Source organism: Streptomyces sp. BBFR51 (genome assembly GCF_044591655.1).
Classification (GTDB): domain Bacteria; phylum Actinomycetota; class Actinomycetes; order Streptomycetales; family Streptomycetaceae; genus Streptomyces.
This window is the reverse complement of sequence record NZ_CP172448.1, coordinates 3,017,070-3,035,658: the sequence shown is the minus strand read 5'-3', so window position 1 is coordinate 3,035,658 and position 18,589 is coordinate 3,017,070. Positions and strand designations below refer to the sequence as shown.

Here is an 18,589-nt window from a genome sequence, read left to right as displayed (position 1 = left end):
GGGGTTCACCGTCCGGCACCTCCGTGCTCCTTGAGAGTCACCGTCGTGTCCGTGCGGCGCAGCGCCAGCGCGGCCGTGACCAGCAGCGGGACGACGGCCATGCCGGCCACCAGCAGGGCGATTCGGCCCCCCGGCAGGGTCACGTGCACGTCCGGCACGGGCCGGGTGGCCTGCGGGGTCAGCACGGTCAGCGGGATCACCGCCCGGGTCAGGACCGCGCCCAGGGCGGCGCCGGTCAGCAGCGCCAGGCCGGTCAGCACACCCTGTTCGACGGCGACCGTGCGGGCCAGCCGGCGGCGGGAGGCGCCCAGGGCGCGCAGTACGGAGAACTCGGTGCCCCGCTCGCGCAGTGACCCGGCCGCGCTCACCGCGAAGCCGACCGCCGCCAGCGCCGCCGCCACCAGGGTCGCCGCGGCGAACGCCGCCCCGGGACCGGCGCCGAACGGGTCGTCGCGCAGCCGCTCGGCGACCTCGTCGCGCACCAGGACCTGGGCCGGTGCCGTGTCCGGGAACGCCCGCAGGCCCTTCGCCGCCTCGCCGGTCTTCCCCGGCCCGGTCCCCAGCCACCACTCGGTCGGCGCGAGGGCGGCGCCGTACTTGCCCTGCAACACCCGGTTCACCGCCCGCAGATCCACCAGCAGCGCCCCGCCGGACTGCGCCGGGGCGGTCTCGGGCGCGGTGCCCGGCAGCTCGCGCGCGGAGCGCACGATCCGCACCGGCACGTCGTGGGCGCCGATCAGCACCGTGACGCGCTGCCCGGTGCGGGCGCCCGCGGAGTCGAGGAAACGGTCGGTCGCTACGGCGGTCACTTCGGCCGGCTTCGGCTGCGCGACCCGCAGCCGCACGGTCAGCGTGGTGATCTGCGGATTGGCCGAGACGCCCGTGTCGTACTCGACGGCGAGCGGACCGGAAGCCGGCACACGCGGCGTGGACGGGGCACCGCTCGCGCCCGGCGCGATCGACGCGGGCGACAGTTCCGACCCGGCCGTCCAGGCGTCGGGCAGCGGCACCGGCCGTACGGTCCCGTCGGCGGTCGTGGCCGTCACCTGCCGTACGGTCAGGCGGTGTTCCTCTCCCCGGCCCGTGGGCTGGACCACCGTGGACTCGACGCCGGTCAGGGTGAACGGTCCGCCGGAGACGTCCATGGCGAGCGTGTGCTCCCGGCCGTCGGCGGCCAGCGAACCGGCCTCCAGCCGGTACGGGGTGCCCCAGCGGTCCTCGACGGTCACCGTCACGTCCGCCGACCGCGAGTCGGCGGAGGACGGACCGGAGGACGGGCCGGAAGTCGGGCCGGATGTCGGGCCGGAAGCCGCGTCGGAGGAGGAGCCGGAGGGGGAGCCGGCGTCCGGGACGGTCAGGGTCGCCGTCAGCGCGATCCCGGCCGTCCCGGCCGGGATCTTCGCGCCCTTCGACGGCTGCTCGGGCGCCATCCCCGCCAGCAGCCCGCGCGGTGACTCGTCGGCCAGGTCCGGCCGCATCAGCATCATGTCCGCCGCGTGCGAGGTGTCCAGCGCTAGCACGGTCGCCGTCCGGTCGCCGGACAGCGAGACCTCGGACCGGGCCGCGGGCGCGACCTCCTGTACGCCGGTGACGTCCGCTATCCGGTCGGTGCGGCCGGGGCCCGTCGTGCCGGAGGCCTGCATCCGTATCGGCGCGCCCGTGCGGAAGTCGGCCTGGTCGTCCTGCGAACGGGACCACGAGGCGCCCTGGCCGACCGCCATCGTGCCGAGCGCCACGGCGAGCACCAGCAGCAGTACGGGGCCCGCCCCGCGCATCGGACGCCGGCTCAGCTGCCAGCCGGCCAGCGCCGCGGCCAGCCCGCGCCCGCTCGCCGCCCTGCGCTCCGCGAGCCGCGCCACCAGCGGCAGCAGCCGCAGCGCCAGCACCGTCCCGGCCAGCAGCGCCAGCGTCGGCGTCACCACGAACAGCGGATCGATCCCCAGAGTGCCCGCGTCCCGGGCCTCGCCCGTGCCGTCGGCGGAGGTCTGCTGGTCCAGCTGCCAGTAGGCGATGCCGGCGAGCACCAGCAGGCCCACGTCCGCGCCGGCGCGCAGCCAGCCCGGCAGCGCCCGGGTCCGGCCGCGGGCCTCCGGCGCCAGGGTCAGCGCCGGCAGCGTCACGGCGAGGGTGCACCCGAGGGCCGCGACCGCCGCCACCAGCCACACCGTGCCGCTGCCGAGGGCCGTCGGCTCCCAGCCGAGGCCGATCCGGGCCGGCGCCCCCTGCCCGGCCAGCAGCCGGATCAGCGGTCCGGAGAGCAGCGGCGCGCAGATCAGCGCGGGCACGGCCAGCAGCAGCGCCTCCAGCGCGGACCCCGCCGCCAGCCGGGCCCGGGAGGCGCCGCGGGCCCGCAGCAGCCGCAGCTCGCCCGCGCGCTCCACGCTCAGCAGCCGTGCCACGAGGAGCAGCGCGCCGCCCGCGAGCAGGACGAGCTGGAGCGCGATGACGAGGAGCGTGGAACGGGAGACCACCAGCGAGCGGTCGAGACGGTCGAGGATCGTGGGCAGTTCCGTCGTCGCCGCGGTGGTGCCGCTGAGCACCGGCCGCTCGCGCAGCCACGCCACGCCGTCCCGCGCCGCCTCCCGCAAGGCGTCGGTCCGTCCGGTCGTCAGCGACGAATAGTCCGCCGTGACCAGCCATCCGGAGGAGCCCGCGCTGACCCGTCCGCCGCTCAGCGCGCCGGGCGGGGCCAGCAGCGGCCCGTACGTCGTGAAGCCGCCCTCCTTGACGCCGCGCCCGGCCAGGTCGTCGAGGCCCCAGTACGGCGACCCGGTGTCGACCGGCCGGTACAGGCCGCTCACCACGACGCGGACGGCCGGGCCGTCGAGCCGGTCGGTGAGCGTGAACCGGTCGCCGGGACGGACGCCGGTGCGCTCGGCGGCGGCCACGGGCACCGCCACCTCGACCGTCCCGCCGGCGTCCCCGGCCACGGGCATGCGCCCCTCGACGCGGACCTGCGACGGGTCGAGCGCCGCGAAGTACGTCAGATCGGGGTCGTCGGACCGCTCGGTCGGGGGCCGCAGGGAGTCCGGCAGCGCGTACGGGCCCGAGCGCACCAGGGTCCGTACCGTACGCGGCAGCCCGTCGAAGGTCCTCTCGGCGCCCTCGCGCACGGTGGCGTCGGCCGCCGCCCGCTGTTCGACCGGTACGTCCGCCTTCACGACCAGCGCGGCCTCGGCCCCGGTGCGCGAGTCGGCGAGGGCGTGCCGCAGGGCCGCGTCGCCGATGGCGCCCGAGTAGGCGGTGAGGGTGGCCAGCACCGTCGTGGTCAGCAGCACGGTGAGCAGGGCGGCGGCGAGCAGCAGGCGGTGCGCCCGCGCCCGCAGCAGCACGAACCCCACGAGCCCCCCGTACCCCGCCACCCGGCCCCCCGCCCCTGTTGTCCAGACCTCTCCGGATGTTGTCAGAGGAGGAGGTGCGGAAGTAAGCGCTTGGGACGTGGACTTGACCGGATTGTGACCGGATTCCGGCGTCGGATGACCGGAATGCGCCCGTCATCCAGGCCCGGTCAGCAGGGATCAGGCAGGGATCAGCCAGGGGTGTTGATCATCGAGGCCGCCGCGTACGTCAGGTACTTCCACAGCGTCTGCTCGTGCTCCTCGGACAGGCCCAGCTCGTCGAGCGCGACCCGCATGTGCTTCAGCCAGGCGTCGTGCGCGGCCTGGTCGACGACGAAGGGGGCGTGCCGCATCCGCAGCCGCGGATGGCCGCGGTTGTCGCTGTACGTCGTCGGGCCGCCCCAGTACTGCATCAGGAACAGCGTGAAGCGCTCCTCGGCCGGACCGAGGTCGTCCTCGGGGTACATCGGCCGCAGAATCGGGTCCTCGGCGACCCCCTGGTAAAAACGGTGGACGAGCCGGCGGAAGGTCTCCTCCCCGCCGACCTGCTCGTAGAAGGTCTGCTCCTGAAGCGTGCCGCGCCGAATCTCGTTCACGCCGTCCATGGTCTCAGACACGGGGACATAGGACTCAAGACCTAGGACCCCGCCCGGGGACCCTGCCCGCGGCCCGCCCGGCCCGTACTGTGGAGACATGGGCGGGTACGAGGATCTGGACACCCTCGCCGCCTCCGCGCGGGCGGAGCTGGTGCGGGAGATCGAGCTGAGCGGCGCCTGGAGCGCCGACCCGGTGTGGCGGGAGGCGTTCCTGGCGGTCCCGCGCCACCTCTTCGTGCCGTACTACTACGTCGGCGTCCGGGGCGGCTACGAACGCCGGTGGGGCGAGCACCCCGACCCAGGCGCCCGTGAGCACTGGATCCGCGGCGCCTACACCGACGCCCCGCTGGCGACCAGGATGCGCGACGGCGAACTGCTCTCCTCCAGCAGCCAGCCCTCGCTGATGGCGATGATGCTGGTGGAGCTGGACGTGCGGGACGGCGACCGGATCCTGGAGATCGGCGCGGGCACCGGCTACAACGCCGCCCTGCTCGCCCACCGGCTCGGCGACGACGGCCTGGTCACCACCGTCGACCTGGACCCCGAGATCACCGAGTCGGCCCGCCGGCACCTGGCCGGCGCCGGGTACCACCCGGCCGTCGTCACGGGGGACGGCGCCCGCGGCGTTCCCGAACGCGCTCCCTACGACCGGATCCTCGCCACCTGCACGCTGTCCTCGGTGCCGCGCGCCTGGCTGGCCCAGTGCCGCCCCGGCGGCCGGATCCTGACCCCGCTCGCCACCGGCCTCGTCGCGCTCACCGTCCGCGACGCCGGGCACGCCGAGGGGCGCTTCCTGCGCACGCCCGCGTACTTCGTGCCGCTGCGCGGCGCGGACCGCTCCGAGCCCCAGACGCCGGGCCTGGGCGGAGTGCCGCGCCGGGCCCGGGACGACGACCTGTTCCGCTTCCTGCTGGCGCTGAGCCGGGGCAGCCTCGACCCGCAGGAGGCCTACGCGCTGTGGGAGCGCGAGGACGCCCCGCGCCGGGAGCGCTACGGCATCACCGTCCGCGGCGAACGGGCCTGGGCGTGGCTGGACGACCCCGAGGGCCCGTACGCCTGGCCGTTCACCTGACGCGCGGAACGAACGTCTGCCGCGCCGTCGCGCTAGCCCCGGCGGATCGTGATCGTCGTCCAGGCGCCGACGTGCACCCGGTCGCCGTCCTGGAGCGGCACCGGCACGAAGGGCTGGATCGGCTCCTCGCCGTTGTTGACCGTCGTGCCGTTCGTCGAGTTCTGGTCGACGACCGCCCAACTGCCGTCCGGCTGCTGCACCAGCACCGCGTGCTGGTGCGAGACGCCCGGGTCCTCCGGCGGCACGGCCAGATCGATGTCCGGGGTGTCGCCGGTGGAGTGCCGGCGGCGGCCGATGGTGATCTGGTTGCCCGTGAGCGCGCGCTGCTGCTCGGGCGAGTACGCGGGCAGGTTCAGGCCCGCGGCCTCGGGCCCCGAGCGGTGCATCATCGCCATGAAGTACTCGCGGTCGGGACCGATGGTCGCCGACCAGGTCATCGGCTGCTGCGGCTGCTGTGGCTGCTGCGGGAAGCCCTGGCCGGGCGGGGCCTGGGTGGCGCCGGGCTGCGGGTAGCCGTAGCCGCCGCCCTGGGCCGGACCCGGGCCGTGCGGGCCGCCCTGTCCTCCCGGTCCGGTGGACGACGGGGGCGAGAGCACCCAGTCGTCTTCACCGCCGCCGAAGGACGGGCCGCCCTGCTGCGGACGGTTGGTCTCCTGCGGGAAGGCGGGCGGGGCCGGCGGACCGGACTGGTACCCCTGCGGCGCACCGCCGGGGCCGCCGGGGCCACCGGGGCCACCGGGCGGAGGCGCAACGGGCCCGGGCGGCGGCGGAACCGGACGCGACGGGTCGCCGCCGAAACCGGGCGGGGCCGGCGGACCGGAGGGACCGTTCGGGCCACCAGGACCACCAGGACCACCAGGACCACCGGGACCGTGGGGGCCGCCCTGCCCACCGGGGCCGCCAAAGCCGCCGGGACCGACGGGACCGCCCTGGCCACCGGGACCGCCGGGGCCGTTCGGACCGCCGGGACCACCAGGACCGTAGGGACCGCCCGGGCCGCCCGCCGGACCACCGGGGCCGCCCACAGGCCCGCCCGGGCCACCGGGACCGGCCGGACCGCCGCGACCCGACGGGTCGCCGCCGAAGGGCGGGCCCGGGGGGATCGGCTCGGCGGGACGGTTCATCTGGGACGGGCGGGAGCCCTGGTAGTCGTACGAGTCACCGCCGCCGTACGACGGACCCGCCGGCGGCGGCTGGAAGTGCGGTGCCGCACCGCCGGGCGCCGGGGGGCGCGGGGCGGCCGGGGTGTACGAGGTGGCCGTGTTGGTCAGGAAGTTCCACCGGCACTCCTCGCAGAACGGCGCACCGCCCTCACGCGGCGTGCGGCACTGCGGGCACAGCTGCGGCTCGGCGCCCGGACCACCGGGACCGCCGCCGGGGCCACCGGGCGGCGGGAAGCCGTAACCGCCGCCGGGAGGCGGTGGCGGCGGAGGGGGCGGCACGGCACCGGCCATGCGGTGACCGCAGACCTCGCACCAGTCGTCGGAACCCGACTGGTGTCCGTTCGGGCAGGTCGGCATGTCGGAGCTTCCCTCTCTTGCGGGCTTGTCGCGCTGTTGTCCTGCGTCACTTCTTTACACGAACAGTCTTTGTCGACCGGGTCTCGAGAGTCATCTCGTCGGCCTCCTCGACCTTCGCTTTCAGTCGCACAGTACCTGCCGCCGCGTCCACCACGTCCACCACCTTCGCAAGCAGTTTCGCCGTATCCGCGTTTCCGGAGACCCCGGCGAGCTGAACCGCGCGGCCCAGTTTGGCCGTTGCTCCGTCGATGTCTCCCGCTTTGCGCAGATCCAGCCCCTGTTGGATGACTTGTGCCAGTTCTGCCTGCCCGGTGTAGTGGGCGACTTGCGGGTTGATCGACGTGGAGGCCGTCATGTCGTCCGTCCACACGGCCCGTACGAGACCCTGCGCGCCGAGGTTCTGGACGGATCCGTCGGGCTCCGGGATGACCAGGGACACCCGGGCGGCCAGCATCTCCTGGCCCAGGTCCGCGGCCGGTACCTCCACGCAGACGTGGTAGTCACGGGACTCGTCGCCCCAGGAACCGATGGGGTAGTCCCCGGCCCGGGGCCCCGCCTCGGTGCGCCGGTCGGTCAGCTCCTCGACCGTCGGGGCCACCTGCTTGACGAACTTCACCGTGGTGCCGACCGGGGTCCACAGGCGTAGCGCGACGTCCGAGACCTCCTTGCCCATGGCCGTCTCCATCATCTGCGTGAAGTCGGCGGCCAGGCCCGCCGGATCGGCGACGATGTCGGCGGTGCCGAGCAACGCCGAGGCGATCCCTGTGACTTCTTTCACTTCCCAGTCGGTGCCCACGCCACGGGCGTCGCAGGTGAAACGCCCGGCGCAGGCGTCGAGCGCCGCTTTGAGGTCCTCGGGCGACTCGTGCTCGTTACGGCCGTCGGTGAGCAGGATGCCGTGCCGGATGGCGACGTCCGCGGTGGACAGCAGCCGGTCGGCCAGCCGCAGCCAGGTGCCGATGGCGGTGCCGCCGCCCGCGCTGAGCCTGCGCAGCGCCTGCTTGGCCTGCTCCCGGGTGGCCGCGTCGGCGACCGCGAGCCGGCCGCCGCCCGGGTAGACCTCCTTGGCCACGTGGGTGCCGCCGACCACGGCGAAGTGCACGCCGTCGCGCAGGGTGTCGATCGCGGCGGCGGTGGCGTCGCGGGCGTTGCGCATCTTGGTCGGCGGATAGTCCATCGAGCCCGAACAGTCGACCATCAACGCCACGGCGGCGGACGGGCCCTGGCCCGGCGCGTACAGGTGGGGCGCGGCGACCGCGCTCCCGATGGTGCCGCCGCCGGTCGCGGTGACCGTCACGATGGCGTTGACCTCACGGCCGCCCTCGGGCAGGTATTCGTTCTGGTAGACGTCCACCGCGAACTGCGGCACGTTCGACTTCGAGAAATTGGCCATGCCGGATCGCATCCCCCTCTACGTCCCCACAGCGGTGGGGGTCTTGGCTTGCTGGTGCGGACCGCCCCCTGCGGTCCGCGAGGCCGCCCCTCCACCTGAACCCGTGCGGGGGCCTCAGGCCGATCCTGCCCCCTGGGGCGGGGCCGGGAACGGCACGAGGGCCACTGTTACGTTGTCGTGGCCCCCGCCGTCCAGGGCGTGGCCGACCAGAACGCGGGCGCTGTGCAGCGGGCGGGCGGCGGCGTCCAGGGGCATGGCCTCGGCCATCTCCTCGGCGGACTCCGCGTAGTTCCACAGACCGTCCGTGCAGACCACGACCACTCCGGGCCGGTCCGGCTTGAAGGACGCGGTGTGCGGTTCGAGTTCGTAGGCGTCGGCGCCCAGCCAGCCGGTGATCGCGTGGGCGCGCTCGTCCGCGTAGGCCTCGGCCTCGTTCATCAGTCCCGCGGCGACCATCTGCGCGGCCCACGAGTCGTCCTCGGTGAGCCGGGCTGGTGGGGTGGCGCGGTCGGCCGGCACCCAGTAGACGCGGCTGTCGCCGACCCAGCCGACGACCAGCAGTCCGGCGGTGACGACGGCGCCGACCAGGGTGCAGGCGGGCGCGTTCTGGTGCGGGGCCTGCTCGCGGGCGGTGGCGGGCTCGTCGGCCAGGGCGTTGACGGCGTGCGAGGCGGCGAGGATGGCGTCGTGCATGGCCTGCTGCGGGTGCGTGCCGCGCGGCAGGGCGGTCAGCAGCAGCTCGCCGGCCGCACGCGACGCGGCGAGGGAGGCGTCGTCGGGGCGGGTCGCCGAGGACACGCCGTCGCAGACGATCGCCACGGACGCGGGGGCGCCGTCGGGCAGCGCGGTGCAGCCCACGGAGAACGCGTCCTCGTTGCGGTGGTGGCGCAGGCCGCGGTCGCTGACGGCGGCGATCGGTCCCGACTCCTGCTCCATGTGGTCGCGTTCGCGGGGCTGGGCGTGCCCGCAGTTCTCGCAGTAGCCGTCGTCGTCGACCCGGCCCGCGCGGCAGGCCACGCACACCTTCTCGGCCGCCGCCGGCTCGGCGGGGGCCGCCTGTTCGGCGGTCAGCCGCGGGTCGGGCGCCTGCAAGGGGTACTCGTCGGGCTCGCTCGGCCGGTCGAACCGCACGCCGGCCGGGGACGGTTCCGGCGGTGCCTCGGGCGGGGCCGGCGGTGCCGGCGGCAGCGGGGAGCCGCCCGAGTCGGTGCCCGGCAGTTCGGCCGCGGCGTGCACCGGGGCGGGGCGGCCGTGGCCGTCCGAATCCCGGGCCACGGGCCAGTCCACGCCGTCCGGAGCGGGCTCCGCTGCGGGCTCCGGGGCGGGCTCCGGGGCGGCGGCCATCGCGCCGTTGATGGCGATGGTGGGGCTGTCCTCGGGCCGCGCGGGCACGACGGACAGGTCGTATCCGCACGCACCGCAGTACCGGTCACCCGACTCGAGGGGTTCCTCGCAGCTCGGGCACTTCCGCACAGCGGCCTGCTGGGGCATCTGCGACATCAACTACACCCACGTCCGGGGGCGGTAACGATTGGCACGTTCCACCAGGTCGATCCTCTCCTCGCCGCCCCGCGCCAGCCGGGCCAGCGTGCGGTACGAACGCTCCAGGCCGAAACGCAGGCCGCGTTCGTCCAGGCCGCTGCCGAGCAGCGTCCGTCCCCCGGCGGCGGGAGGGACGGAACCCCGACCTCCGGAGAGTACCCAGTCCAGCGCGCAACCGAGGACCTCGGCCGACAGTTGCTCGCGCCGTGCCGGATCCAGACCGTACACGTCCAGCGCCTCGACCTGCCGCGCGGCGGCGATCAGATCGTCCAGGAACGCCAGGTCGCCCGCGGCCGCGGTGCGCTGCCGCAGCCGCGCCCGTACGGCCGCCACGCGCGCGCCGGTGCAGTGGACGGACGACTCCGGCACCGACTCCAGCGTGCGTACCGCGCCGCCCCGGTCGCCGCCGGCGAGCTGGACCCGGGCCAGCCCGAACGCCGCGCTGACATGGCTCGGGTCGGAGGACCACACCAGCCGGTAGTACTCGGCGGCGTTGTCGAGCTGCCCCAGCACCTCCGCGCACAGGCCGAGCGCCAGCTTGGGCGCGATCTCGCCGGGGAAGGCGTCGTAGATCGCGTCGAAGGCCAGCGCGGCGTCCTCGTGGTCGCCGGTCACCAGCGCGGCGAGACCGCGGTACCAGACCACCCGCCAGTCGTCGGGGCGCTCGCCCTCCAGCGTCTCCAGGCCCTCCAGCGCGCCGGTCGCGTCGCCGTTCTCCAGCCGGGCGCGGATCTGCCGCAGCCGTGTCTCGGTCGACGGCGCCGGCGCGGCGGCCAGCGCGGTCAGCAGCTCGCCCGGCGCGGACGCCATGAGGCCCGCCAGGAAACCCGCGTTGGGGTCACCGGCGTCGACCCGGGGGACCGGCAGCGCGAGGGATGCGGTGGGCGCGTCGGCCGACTTGACCAGGCCGGAGGCCCCACCGCCGACACCGCCGACACCAGGGACACCTCCCGCACCTTCAACACCGCCGACGGAACTCACGGCACCGGCCAGCGAGGCGCTCGCCCCCGCCACCGCGGCCGCGCCGCCGACCGGCCCGGCACCCGTGCCCGTACCGCCGCCCGCGACCGGGCCGCCGTCCGGTCCGGCGACCGCGACGGTCCCGCCCGGCGCCCCCACGGCGGGCCCCGCCCCGCCCGGCAGGGCCGGACCGGTGCCCGCGCCGCCCGGCGGCGACGCGGCGCCGCGTCGCTTGGCAGGGGCCACCCGGGCCCCGAGCCGCGACACCTCGCCGTCCAGCCGCGGGAACAACTCCGTGTCCGTCACCCGGAGCTCGGGCCCGAACAGCGTGGACACGGCGGGCCGGGCCCGGCCCGTCTGGAGCGAGACCACCTCGCGCAGCACCCCCGTCAGCTGCTCCGCCATCTCCTGCGCGGAGGCGAATCTGCGGGCCGGATCGGGGTCGGTGGCCCGCACCAGCAGCCGGTAGAACGACTCGTAGTGCCGGAAGACCTCGATGCTGTCGGGGTCCGGCAGCGAGTCGGCGTAGACGGTGGTGTAGCCCTGGAAGTCGAACGACAGCACGGCGAGGGTGCGGCCGACGGTGTACAGGTCGGACGCCACCGACGGGCCGACGTCGGCGACCTCCGGGGCCTGGTAGCCCACCGTGCCGTAGATGGCCGACTCGTCGTCGTCCATGCGGCGGACCGCGCCCATGTCGATCAGCTTGAGCTGGTCCTCGGTCTGGATGGCGTTGTCGACCTTGAAGTCGCAGTACAGCAGCTTGCGGCTGTGCAGGTGGCCGAGCGCCTCCAGCGCCTCGATGCCGTACGCGCAGGCCTGCTCGACCGGCAGCGGGTCGCGCCGGCCCTGCGGGGAGCGCCGGGCGTTGGCGATCTCCTTGAGCGACTTGCCGCCGACGTACTCCATCACTATGTAGCCGTCGAGGGAGCCGGTGCGCTGGTCGAGGTGCTCGACGAAGTTGTAGATCCGCACGATGTTGGCGTGCTCGATCTCGGCGAGGAAGCGCCGCTCGGAGATCGCCGCCGCCATCGCGTCCTGGTCGCCGGTGTCCAGCAGGCCCTTGAGGACCACCCAGCGGTCGGAGACCGCCTTGTCGACGGCGAGGTAGACCCAGCCGAGCCCGCCGTGCGCGAGACAGCCCACCACCTCGTACTGGCCGTGCACGACGTCCCCGGCGTTCAGCTTCGGCACGAACGAGTACGGGTGACCGCACTTGGTGCAGAAGCCCTCCGTGCGGCCCGGCCGCTCCCCGCGGGCCCGCCCGACCGGCGCCCCGCAGTCCGAACGCGAGCAGAACCGCTTGCGCTCGGGCACCTCGGGATGGTCCATGACCATCGCACGCGGGTCGGGCCGCGGGACCGCGGGCACCTCGACGAGGCCGACGCCCAGGCGCCCGCGCCCGGTGGAACCCGCGCCCGAACCGGAGCTGCGCACCGACACCGAACGCCCCGTGGACCGGCCCGAGACCGCTCGCGAGAGCCGCCCCGACACCGAGCGCCGCGACTTCGACGAGCGTGAGGACTGGGACGACGTACGCGAACTGCGGCCGCTGGAGCGGGAACTCCCGCTGCCCGAGGACCCGCGCGAGCCCCCGCCCCCGGTGACGCCGGTCGGGGTCGAGCCGATCATGCCGCCCGCGGCGACGACCGGCGCGAGACCGCACGTGTCGCAGTACAGCTCGCCGCCGCCCATGTCCTCGTAGGCCCCGTCGCAGCCGGGACGCTGACACGTCCGCCCTGCCTCACTCATGACGCTGCTTCCCCCTCGTCCTTCGTGCGCCGGACCCCGTCTTGTCGCTCATGCGCCGGGCCCCGTCCGGTCCACCGGGCCGCCCTGGCCGGGCACGCGCCGTGCGGAGCCCAGCAGTTCGGCCGCCGCGTGCTGGTAGCGCAGGACGGCCTGCTCGGCGACGCGCAGGTCGCAGGGCGCGCTCCACAGCATGCGCCGCGCCTTCTCGTACTTCTCGACCAGCTCCGGATCCTCGGCGTGGCCCAGCCGGGCCATCTTCGCCTTGTACGCGTCGAGCCGGCCGCGCAGCTCGGCACGGACCGCGAGCGGCGCGGTGACCGCCGTCAACGACTCCCGGGCGCGCAGCAGTTCGTCCTCCGCCTTCTCCTCCAGGGACTCCAGGAGCGGCGACAGCCGGTGCCACTGGGCGTGCCTGCGGTACTCGGCGGCCGCCGCCAGCTGCTCCTGGAGCACGATCGGCGGCCCGCCGACGACCGGCACCTCCGTCGCGGCGATCTTCGCCAGCACCTCGCCGCGCGCGGTGCGGGCCTCGGCCAGCGTGCGGTCCGCGCGGGAGAGCACGTCCCGCAGCCGCACGATCCGCTGCTCGGCGTCCTGGCGCACGGCCAGCACCGCGTCGATCTCGCGGCGCACTTCCTCCAGGGCGCGTGCCTCCCGGTCGTACACCGTGGTGTCGGGACGGCCGCCGCCCGGTGCCGAACTGCCCTGCGCCGGCAGCCAGAAGGCGAGCGGGTCGGACACCACCCGCTCGCGCAGCCGCGTCAGGGTGCGGGTGATCCGCTCCAGGTCGTCGCCGGCCGGGTGCTCGCCGGGGCGCACGCCCACGGAGTGCGCGAGCTTGCGGGTGCGCTGGAGCTCGGCGGCGAGTAAATCGATCCGGGCGGGCAGCGCCGACCACACCGCGTCGGCGGCGACCACCATGTCCAGCGAGGTCGCGTACAGCTGGTTCATCCGCTCCACCAGCGTCACCAGCGAATACCGCTCGCTGAGCCGGCCCGGACCGCCGTGCGGGGTGGGCGCGTTGGCGGTGGCGGCCGCGCTGCCGGCCACCGTGACGGCCTCGCCGCGCAGCAGCTCCGTCAGCTCCGCCAGGTCCTCGCGGCTGGACCAGCGGCGCCGGGAGCGGATCTCCCGGGTCGTGCGCAGCGCGCCCGTGTACGCGTCGAAGTAGGTCCACAGCAGCGTGATCGACGCCTCCGCGGTGGCCCAGCGCTCGACGGTGACGCCCGTCAGCTCGGCGCCCTCGAGGAGTCTGCGGCCCGCGTGGTCCTGGAGGGCGAGGAGCGAGGTCTCGATCGCCTCGTGCTCCGCGCCGAGCCGCGCCAGCGCACGGTCCACCTCGTCCCGGTCCATCACCGGCCCGGTGGGTCCCGTGTCGCCCATCGATCACCTCTCGCTGTCGCGGACTTGCCTGTGCTCTTCGCCTGCGGTGCGGCCTTCGGTCAGCTCTTGCGCAGGTACTGCGGCGGTGTCGGCGGCTCCGACTTCTGCCAGTCGTCACCCATCGTCTCCGACAGCCAGTGCTCGTACGACTGCTGCCAGCCGTCGGCCTCGTCCGCACGCCACTCGACGAGGATCCGGTTGACCCGGCGTACCAGATCGTCGGCGTCCTTCTTCATAGCCACGCCGTAGTACTCCGTGGTGAAGGCGTCGCCCTTCAGCTCGACCGTCGGGTCCTGCGCGGCCTGGCTCGCGGCGAGCGCGCCGTCGGTGACGACCGCGTCGACGTCACCGAGCTGGAGCCTTACCAGGCAGTCCAGTTGGTTGGGCACGGTGGTGCCCAGGTCGGCGTCGGCGGCGAGCGTGCCGTCCTTCTGGTCCTGCTCCAGCGTGCTCAGCGCCGTCGAGCCCGCCGCCGTGCAGATCCTCTGGCCGGCCAGGGTGTCGTCGTAGCCGGTGATCGGCGAGGACTTGGGCGCCAGCAGCTGCTGGCCCGTCTTGAAGTACGGGGCGGAGAACGCGACCTTCTCCAGCCGGTCGCAGTTGATGGTCATGGTGCGGACCACCATGTCCACCCGGCCGTCCTGGATCGCCGGCTCACGCTGGTTGGTGGGTATCGCCTTGAACTGCACGGCGTTCTCGTCGCCGAGGATGTCCTTCGCGATCCGGTGCGCGAGGTCGATGTCGAAGCCCTCCAGCTCCGCGTCCCCGCCGCGGTTCGGGTCGCGGTAGCCCCAGCGGTAGCTGTTCTGGTCGATGCCGACGATCAGCTTGCGCTTCTCGCCCTCGCGGCCGCGGATCTCGGCGATGGTGGGGCCGTCGTCCCCGGACGGGGAGAGGGTCTGCTTCTCCGGGTCCGTGCACGCCTGCGCGGCCCGCGTCCGGGTGCCGTGGGCGACGCCGTGGCCGCCGTCCTCACCGCCGCCCTCGCCGTGCGAGCGGACCGTCGGCAGGAGCAGGGCCGACAGCACCGCGAGGACGCAGGCGAACGCCATCGCCCCGACACCGCCCCAGCCCTTCAGACCGGTCCGCAACCGTCCCGCGCGCATCCTCACGCCTCCTTCCACGGGTACCCCTTCCCGCCGGCCCGCCCGGCCCGCACCCCGCTTCACCGGTACTCCGACAGCCTGCGGCCGATGCCGAGCAGCGCGCCGGCCGCACCCAGCGCGGCGAGTACCCCGGCGCCCTCCGGCAGGTAGCCCATGGCGTCCAGGCCGTCGCCCGCCGCCTGCTGGAACTCCTTCTTCTCGTGCTCGAGTGCGGTGGCGAGTGCCTCGTCGACGCCGTCGAAGCACTCGACCGTGGCGCCGTCACCGCCGATCACCAGGTCCAGGGCCTGCTGGTAGTTGCCGTTCTCGTCCTGCTCACGGGCCGAGGTGTGCCGCTTCTTCCACTCCGTCATGTTGCCGTTCGCCGTGTCGACCGGCTGCTCGCCGGCCTTGTCGTCGGCGAACCGCCCCGCCTCGGCCAGCGCCTTGCCGAGGGCGTCGATGTTCTTGCCGAAGGCCAGATCGTAGGAGTCGTACGTCTTGTCGCCCACCTTCGTGGTCTCCGCGCCGCGGGAGACCAGGGTGAGGTTCTCGTTGCCGCGGGCCTTGAGGGAGGCGATGCGGGCCTCGTTCAGCGCGTTCAGGGAGCGCACGCCGTGCTCGTAGGAGTCGGTCAGGTTCGACCGGGCGACGCTGTGGCCGACGACCAGCCAGAGCAGCACGATCGTGGCGGCGGTCGTGGCGGCGACCAGGCCGTGGTTCAGGACGCGGTTGGTGCGCCGGTAGTTGCGGAGCTGGGCCCAGGCCAGTGCGGCGAGCAGGACGACGCCGAGGGCGATCGCCGCCCAGGGGTAGGGCTTGGCGTCGCCGTAGTCGGCGCTCAGCCGCTGGTTCTCCTTCTTGTAGAGGTCCTCCGCCGCCGGGAGCATCTCCTTCTGCATCTTCTCGTTGGCGTAGCGCAGATAGGCGCCGCCGACCGGGAAGCCCTGCCGGTTGTAGATGCGGGCGCGCTCGACCAGGCCCTTGTACTCGGGCAGCAGGCGGTTGAGCTTGGCGATGGTCGTCGCGGCCGGCGACTTCGGCTCGGAGTTGGCGGCGGCCGTCACGAGCCCCTCGGCGGCCGCGCTGATCCCGCGGTCGTACCGGGTGCGGGAGTCCTTCGTCTCCTGGCCGCCGGCGAGGAAGCCGCTGGAGGCCGCGGTGTTGGCCTCGGCGAGGGAGCGGTAGATGTCGGCCGCGGCCGAGCTGAGCGGCTGGCTGCGGGTCAGCACGTCGTCCGCCGCCGTGGACCGCTCGTTCATCTGCCACGCGGTGACGGCGCCGAACGCGACGACGAGCACGGCCAGCAGCGCGCCGATGATGCGCAGCCGCCCCGGCTCGGTGACGGCCGCGGCGCGCAGCCGGTCCACCCCCTCGGCGAAGGCGGTGCGGCGCGGCTCCGGAGGCGGGGGCGGAGACGGGGGAGCGGCGGGCGCGCCGCCCGAGCGCTGCCCCGGCACGGGGCCGGACGGCGGCGGTACGGCGGGCAGGGTGGGGCCGCCCCGCACGCCCGTGCCCGGCGGCGGTGCCGCGCTGCCCCTCGGCGGTTGAGTCACTGCTGACCTCCCCCATGGTCATCCGTCGCCGCAAGTATCGCTGCCCGCACCGACATTCGCACCGGCCTTCACCCGATCTTGATGCGTCCCCGGTGCAACGCACCACCCCTGCCCATGAATACGTCACCGGAACCGGTTCGGTTCCCCGAGGGGCCACAGGGGTCAGACGGCGAAGTGCTCCCGCACCCGCGCATGGGCCCCGGGCGCCGCGCCCACGTGGTCGAGGCCCAGCAGCACCGCGCCCAGGACGGGCCGGGCCGTCACCACGCGGGGTACGGCCTTGGGGGCGCGGGCCGCCAGCAGCTCCCGTATCCGGTCGTCGAGCTGCGGATGCCGGGCCGCCAGCACGCTGCCGCCCAGCAGGACCGGCGCCGCTTCGGCCAGCAGGTCGAGGCGGGTCAGCGCGACCGCGGCCATGGCCACCACCTCGTCGGCCTGCCGGTCCACGACCGACCGCGCGAGCGGGTCGCCGCCGGCCGCCGTGGCGAACAGCACGGGGGTCAGCTCGTGCCGCCGCACGGGCTCGACGCGCCGCAGGTGCAGGGCCTCGATGAGGGCGTACATCGAGTCGAGCCCGAAGTGCGCCGGCAGGGTCCGGGCCAGTTCCGTCGGGCCGCCCCGACCGTCCTCCGCGCGCGCCGCGTGCCACAGCGCCTCCTCGGCCAGCCCCCAGCCGCCGCCCCAGTCGCCGGAGATGCGCCCGATGGCCGGGAAACGGGCGGTGCGGCCGTCGGGGCGCATGCCCACGCAGTTGACGCCGGCCCCGCACACGACGGCCACGCCGAGGGGCTCGTCGACACCGGCCCGCAGGATCGCGAACGTGTCGTTGCGTACCTCGACACTCGCGCCCCACGCGCGCGCGTGCAGCGCGGCGGCCAACTGCTCCTCCTCCACGGGCAGGTCGGCGTTGGCCAGGCACGCCGACACGTGGTCGACGGAGGTGACGCCCGCCGACTCGAAGGCCCGCGTCACCGCCTCCGCGAGGGCGTCCACCGCCCGCTCGACACCCACCGCGGGCGGCCGGAAGGCGCCGCCGCGGGCCGTGGCGAGAACCTCCCCGTCGGCCGTCACTACGGCCACGTCGGTCTTGCTGTTGCCCGCGTCGACGGCGAGCAGGCTTGCGGTCAGGCCCACGCCAGGTGCTCCCGGTTGTGTGCGATCAGCCGGTCGGTGAGCTGCTCGGCGTACGTGTACTGGCCGACGAGGGGGTGGGCGAGCAGCGCCCGGAACACCCGGTCCCGGCCGCCGCGCAGGGCCGCGTCCAGCGCGAGGTCCTCGTACGCCGTCACGTTCGCCATCAGGCCCGCGTACAGCGGGTCCACGGCCGGCACCGGCAGGGGAGCGGTGCCCTTGCCGCCCACCGCGGCGGGCACCTCGATCACCGCGTCGTCGGGGAGGAAGGGCAGCGTGCCCCGGTTGTACGTGTTCACCACCTGGTACGGGGAGCCCGCGCCGCCGAGCAGGGCGGCGGCCAGGTCGACGGCCGCCTCGGAGTAGTAGGCGCCGCCGCGCTTGGCGAGCAGGGCGGGCTTCTCGTCCAGGGCCGGGTCGCCGTACATCTCCAGCAGCTGCCGCTCCATCTCCGCGACCTCGGCGGCCCGGGACGGCTTGGTGCGCAGTTCGTCGACGACCTCGTCGTGGGCGTAGTAGTAGCGCAGGTAGTAGGACGGGACGACGCCCAGGCGGTCCAGGAGCGGCCGGGGCAGGCGCAGGTCGGCGGCGACCGTGTCCCCGTGCTCGGCCAGCAGGCGGGGCAGGACGTCCTCGCCCTCGGGGCCGCCGAGCCGGACGCCGGTCTCCCAGGTGAGGTGGTTGAGGCCCACGTGGTCCAGGTGGACGTCGGCGGCCGCCACCCCGAGCAGCGCGGCGAACTTGCGCTGGAGCCCGATCGCCACGTTGCACAGGCCGACCGCCCGGTGTCCCGCCTGGAGCAGGGCGCGGGTCACGATGCCGACCGGGTTGGTGAAGTCGATGATCCAGGCGTCCGGATTGGCCCGGCGCACCCGCTCGGCGATGTCCAGCACCACCGGCACCGTGCGCAGCGCCTTGGCGAGGCCGCCCGCGCCGGTGGTCTCCTGGCCGACGCAGCCGCACTCCAGCGGCCAGGTCTCGTCCTGCTGCCTGGCGGCCTGACCGCCGACGCGCAGCTGGAGCAGCACCGCGTCGGCGCCGTCCACGGCCGCGTCCAGGTCGGAGGTGGTGACCACGCGGCCGCCGTGGCCCTGCTTGGCGAAGATGCGTCGGGCGAGCCCGCCCACCAACTCCAGCCGGTCCGCGGCCGGGTCGACGAGCACCAGCTCCTCCACCGGCAGCGTGTCCCGCAACCGGGCGAAGCCGTCCACGAGTTCGGGCGTGTAGGTCGAACCGCCGCCGACCACGGTGAGTTTCATGC

At 74.8% G+C, this 18,589-nt stretch carries 12 protein-coding genes; 1 reads left to right on the top strand and 11 read right to left on the bottom strand.

Annotation, left to right across the window (positions count from 1 at the left end; genetic code table 11):
- Window positions 1–5: 5 nt before the first annotated feature.
- Both ACGH7X_RS13720 and ACGH7X_RS13715 read right to left on the bottom strand, forming a co-directional pair.
- Complete coding sequence (locus ACGH7X_RS13720) at window positions 6–3,332, bottom strand: FtsX-like permease family protein (protein WP_399896996.1); 3,327 nt, start codon at window positions 3,330–3,332, stop codon at window positions 6–8.
- Window positions 3,333–3,529: 197 nt separating this feature from the next.
- Complete coding sequence (locus ACGH7X_RS13715; protein ID WP_399896993.1) at window positions 3,530–3,943, bottom strand: globin; 414 nt, start codon at window positions 3,941–3,943, stop codon at window positions 3,530–3,532.
- Window positions 3,944–4,031: 88 nt separating this feature from the next.
- Between ACGH7X_RS13715 and ACGH7X_RS13710 the strand changes: the two genes are divergently transcribed.
- Entirely contained in the window at window positions 4,032–5,006 is a 975-nt protein-coding gene (locus ACGH7X_RS13710; protein ID WP_399885095.1) for a methyltransferase domain-containing protein, read from the top strand.
- A gap of 32 nt (window positions 5,007–5,038) precedes the next feature.
- Here the strand turns inward: ACGH7X_RS13710 and ACGH7X_RS13705 are convergent, their stop codons facing one another.
- From ACGH7X_RS13705 to ACGH7X_RS13665, 9 genes are all read right to left on the bottom strand, one after another.
- Window positions 5,039–6,526 (bottom strand): FHA domain-containing protein, encoded by a 1,488-nt coding sequence (locus tag ACGH7X_RS13705; protein WP_399885093.1) that lies wholly within the window; start codon window positions 6,524–6,526, stop codon window positions 5,039–5,041.
- Window positions 6,527–6,572: 46 nt separating this feature from the next.
- Complete coding sequence (locus ACGH7X_RS13700) at window positions 6,573–7,919, bottom strand: VWA domain-containing protein (RefSeq protein ID WP_399885091.1); 1,347 nt, start codon at window positions 7,917–7,919, stop codon at window positions 6,573–6,575.
- 114 nt (window positions 7,920–8,033) lie between these two features.
- Window positions 8,034–9,422, bottom strand: a complete 1,389-nt coding sequence (locus tag ACGH7X_RS13695) for a PP2C family serine/threonine-protein phosphatase (RefSeq protein ID WP_399885089.1) — start codon at window positions 9,420–9,422, stop codon at window positions 8,034–8,036.
- Window positions 9,423–12,173, bottom strand: a complete 2,751-nt coding sequence (locus ACGH7X_RS13690; protein ID WP_399885087.1) for a tetratricopeptide repeat protein — start codon at window positions 12,171–12,173, stop codon at window positions 9,423–9,425.
- Between the two features lie 48 nt (window positions 12,174–12,221).
- Window positions 12,222–13,556: a hypothetical protein gene (locus ACGH7X_RS13685; RefSeq protein ID WP_399885085.1), complete on the bottom strand. Its 1,335-nt coding sequence runs from the start codon at window positions 13,554–13,556 to the stop codon at window positions 12,222–12,224.
- Window positions 13,557–13,615: 59 nt separating this feature from the next.
- Window positions 13,616–14,662, bottom strand: a complete 1,047-nt coding sequence (locus tag ACGH7X_RS13680; protein ID WP_399885083.1) for a glutamate ABC transporter substrate-binding protein — start codon at window positions 14,660–14,662, stop codon at window positions 13,616–13,618.
- 59 nt (window positions 14,663–14,721) lie between these two features.
- On the bottom strand, window positions 14,722–16,197 hold the full coding sequence (locus ACGH7X_RS13675; protein ID WP_399885081.1) for a hypothetical protein: 1,476 nt from the start codon (window positions 16,195–16,197) through the stop codon (window positions 14,722–14,724).
- A gap of 162 nt (window positions 16,198–16,359) precedes the next feature.
- Window positions 16,360–17,331 (bottom strand): N-acetylglucosamine kinase, encoded by a 972-nt coding sequence (locus tag ACGH7X_RS13670; RefSeq protein WP_399885079.1) that lies wholly within the window; start codon window positions 17,329–17,331, stop codon window positions 16,360–16,362.
- The gene (locus tag ACGH7X_RS13665) at window positions 17,322–18,587 is read right to left on the bottom strand and encodes a 6-phospho-beta-glucosidase (protein WP_399885077.1); all 1,266 of its coding nucleotides are present in this window, start codon (window positions 18,585–18,587) and stop codon (window positions 17,322–17,324) included. The genes ACGH7X_RS13670 and ACGH7X_RS13665 overlap by 10 nt, the downstream gene beginning before the upstream one ends.
- Window positions 18,588–18,589: the final 2 nt, after the last annotated feature.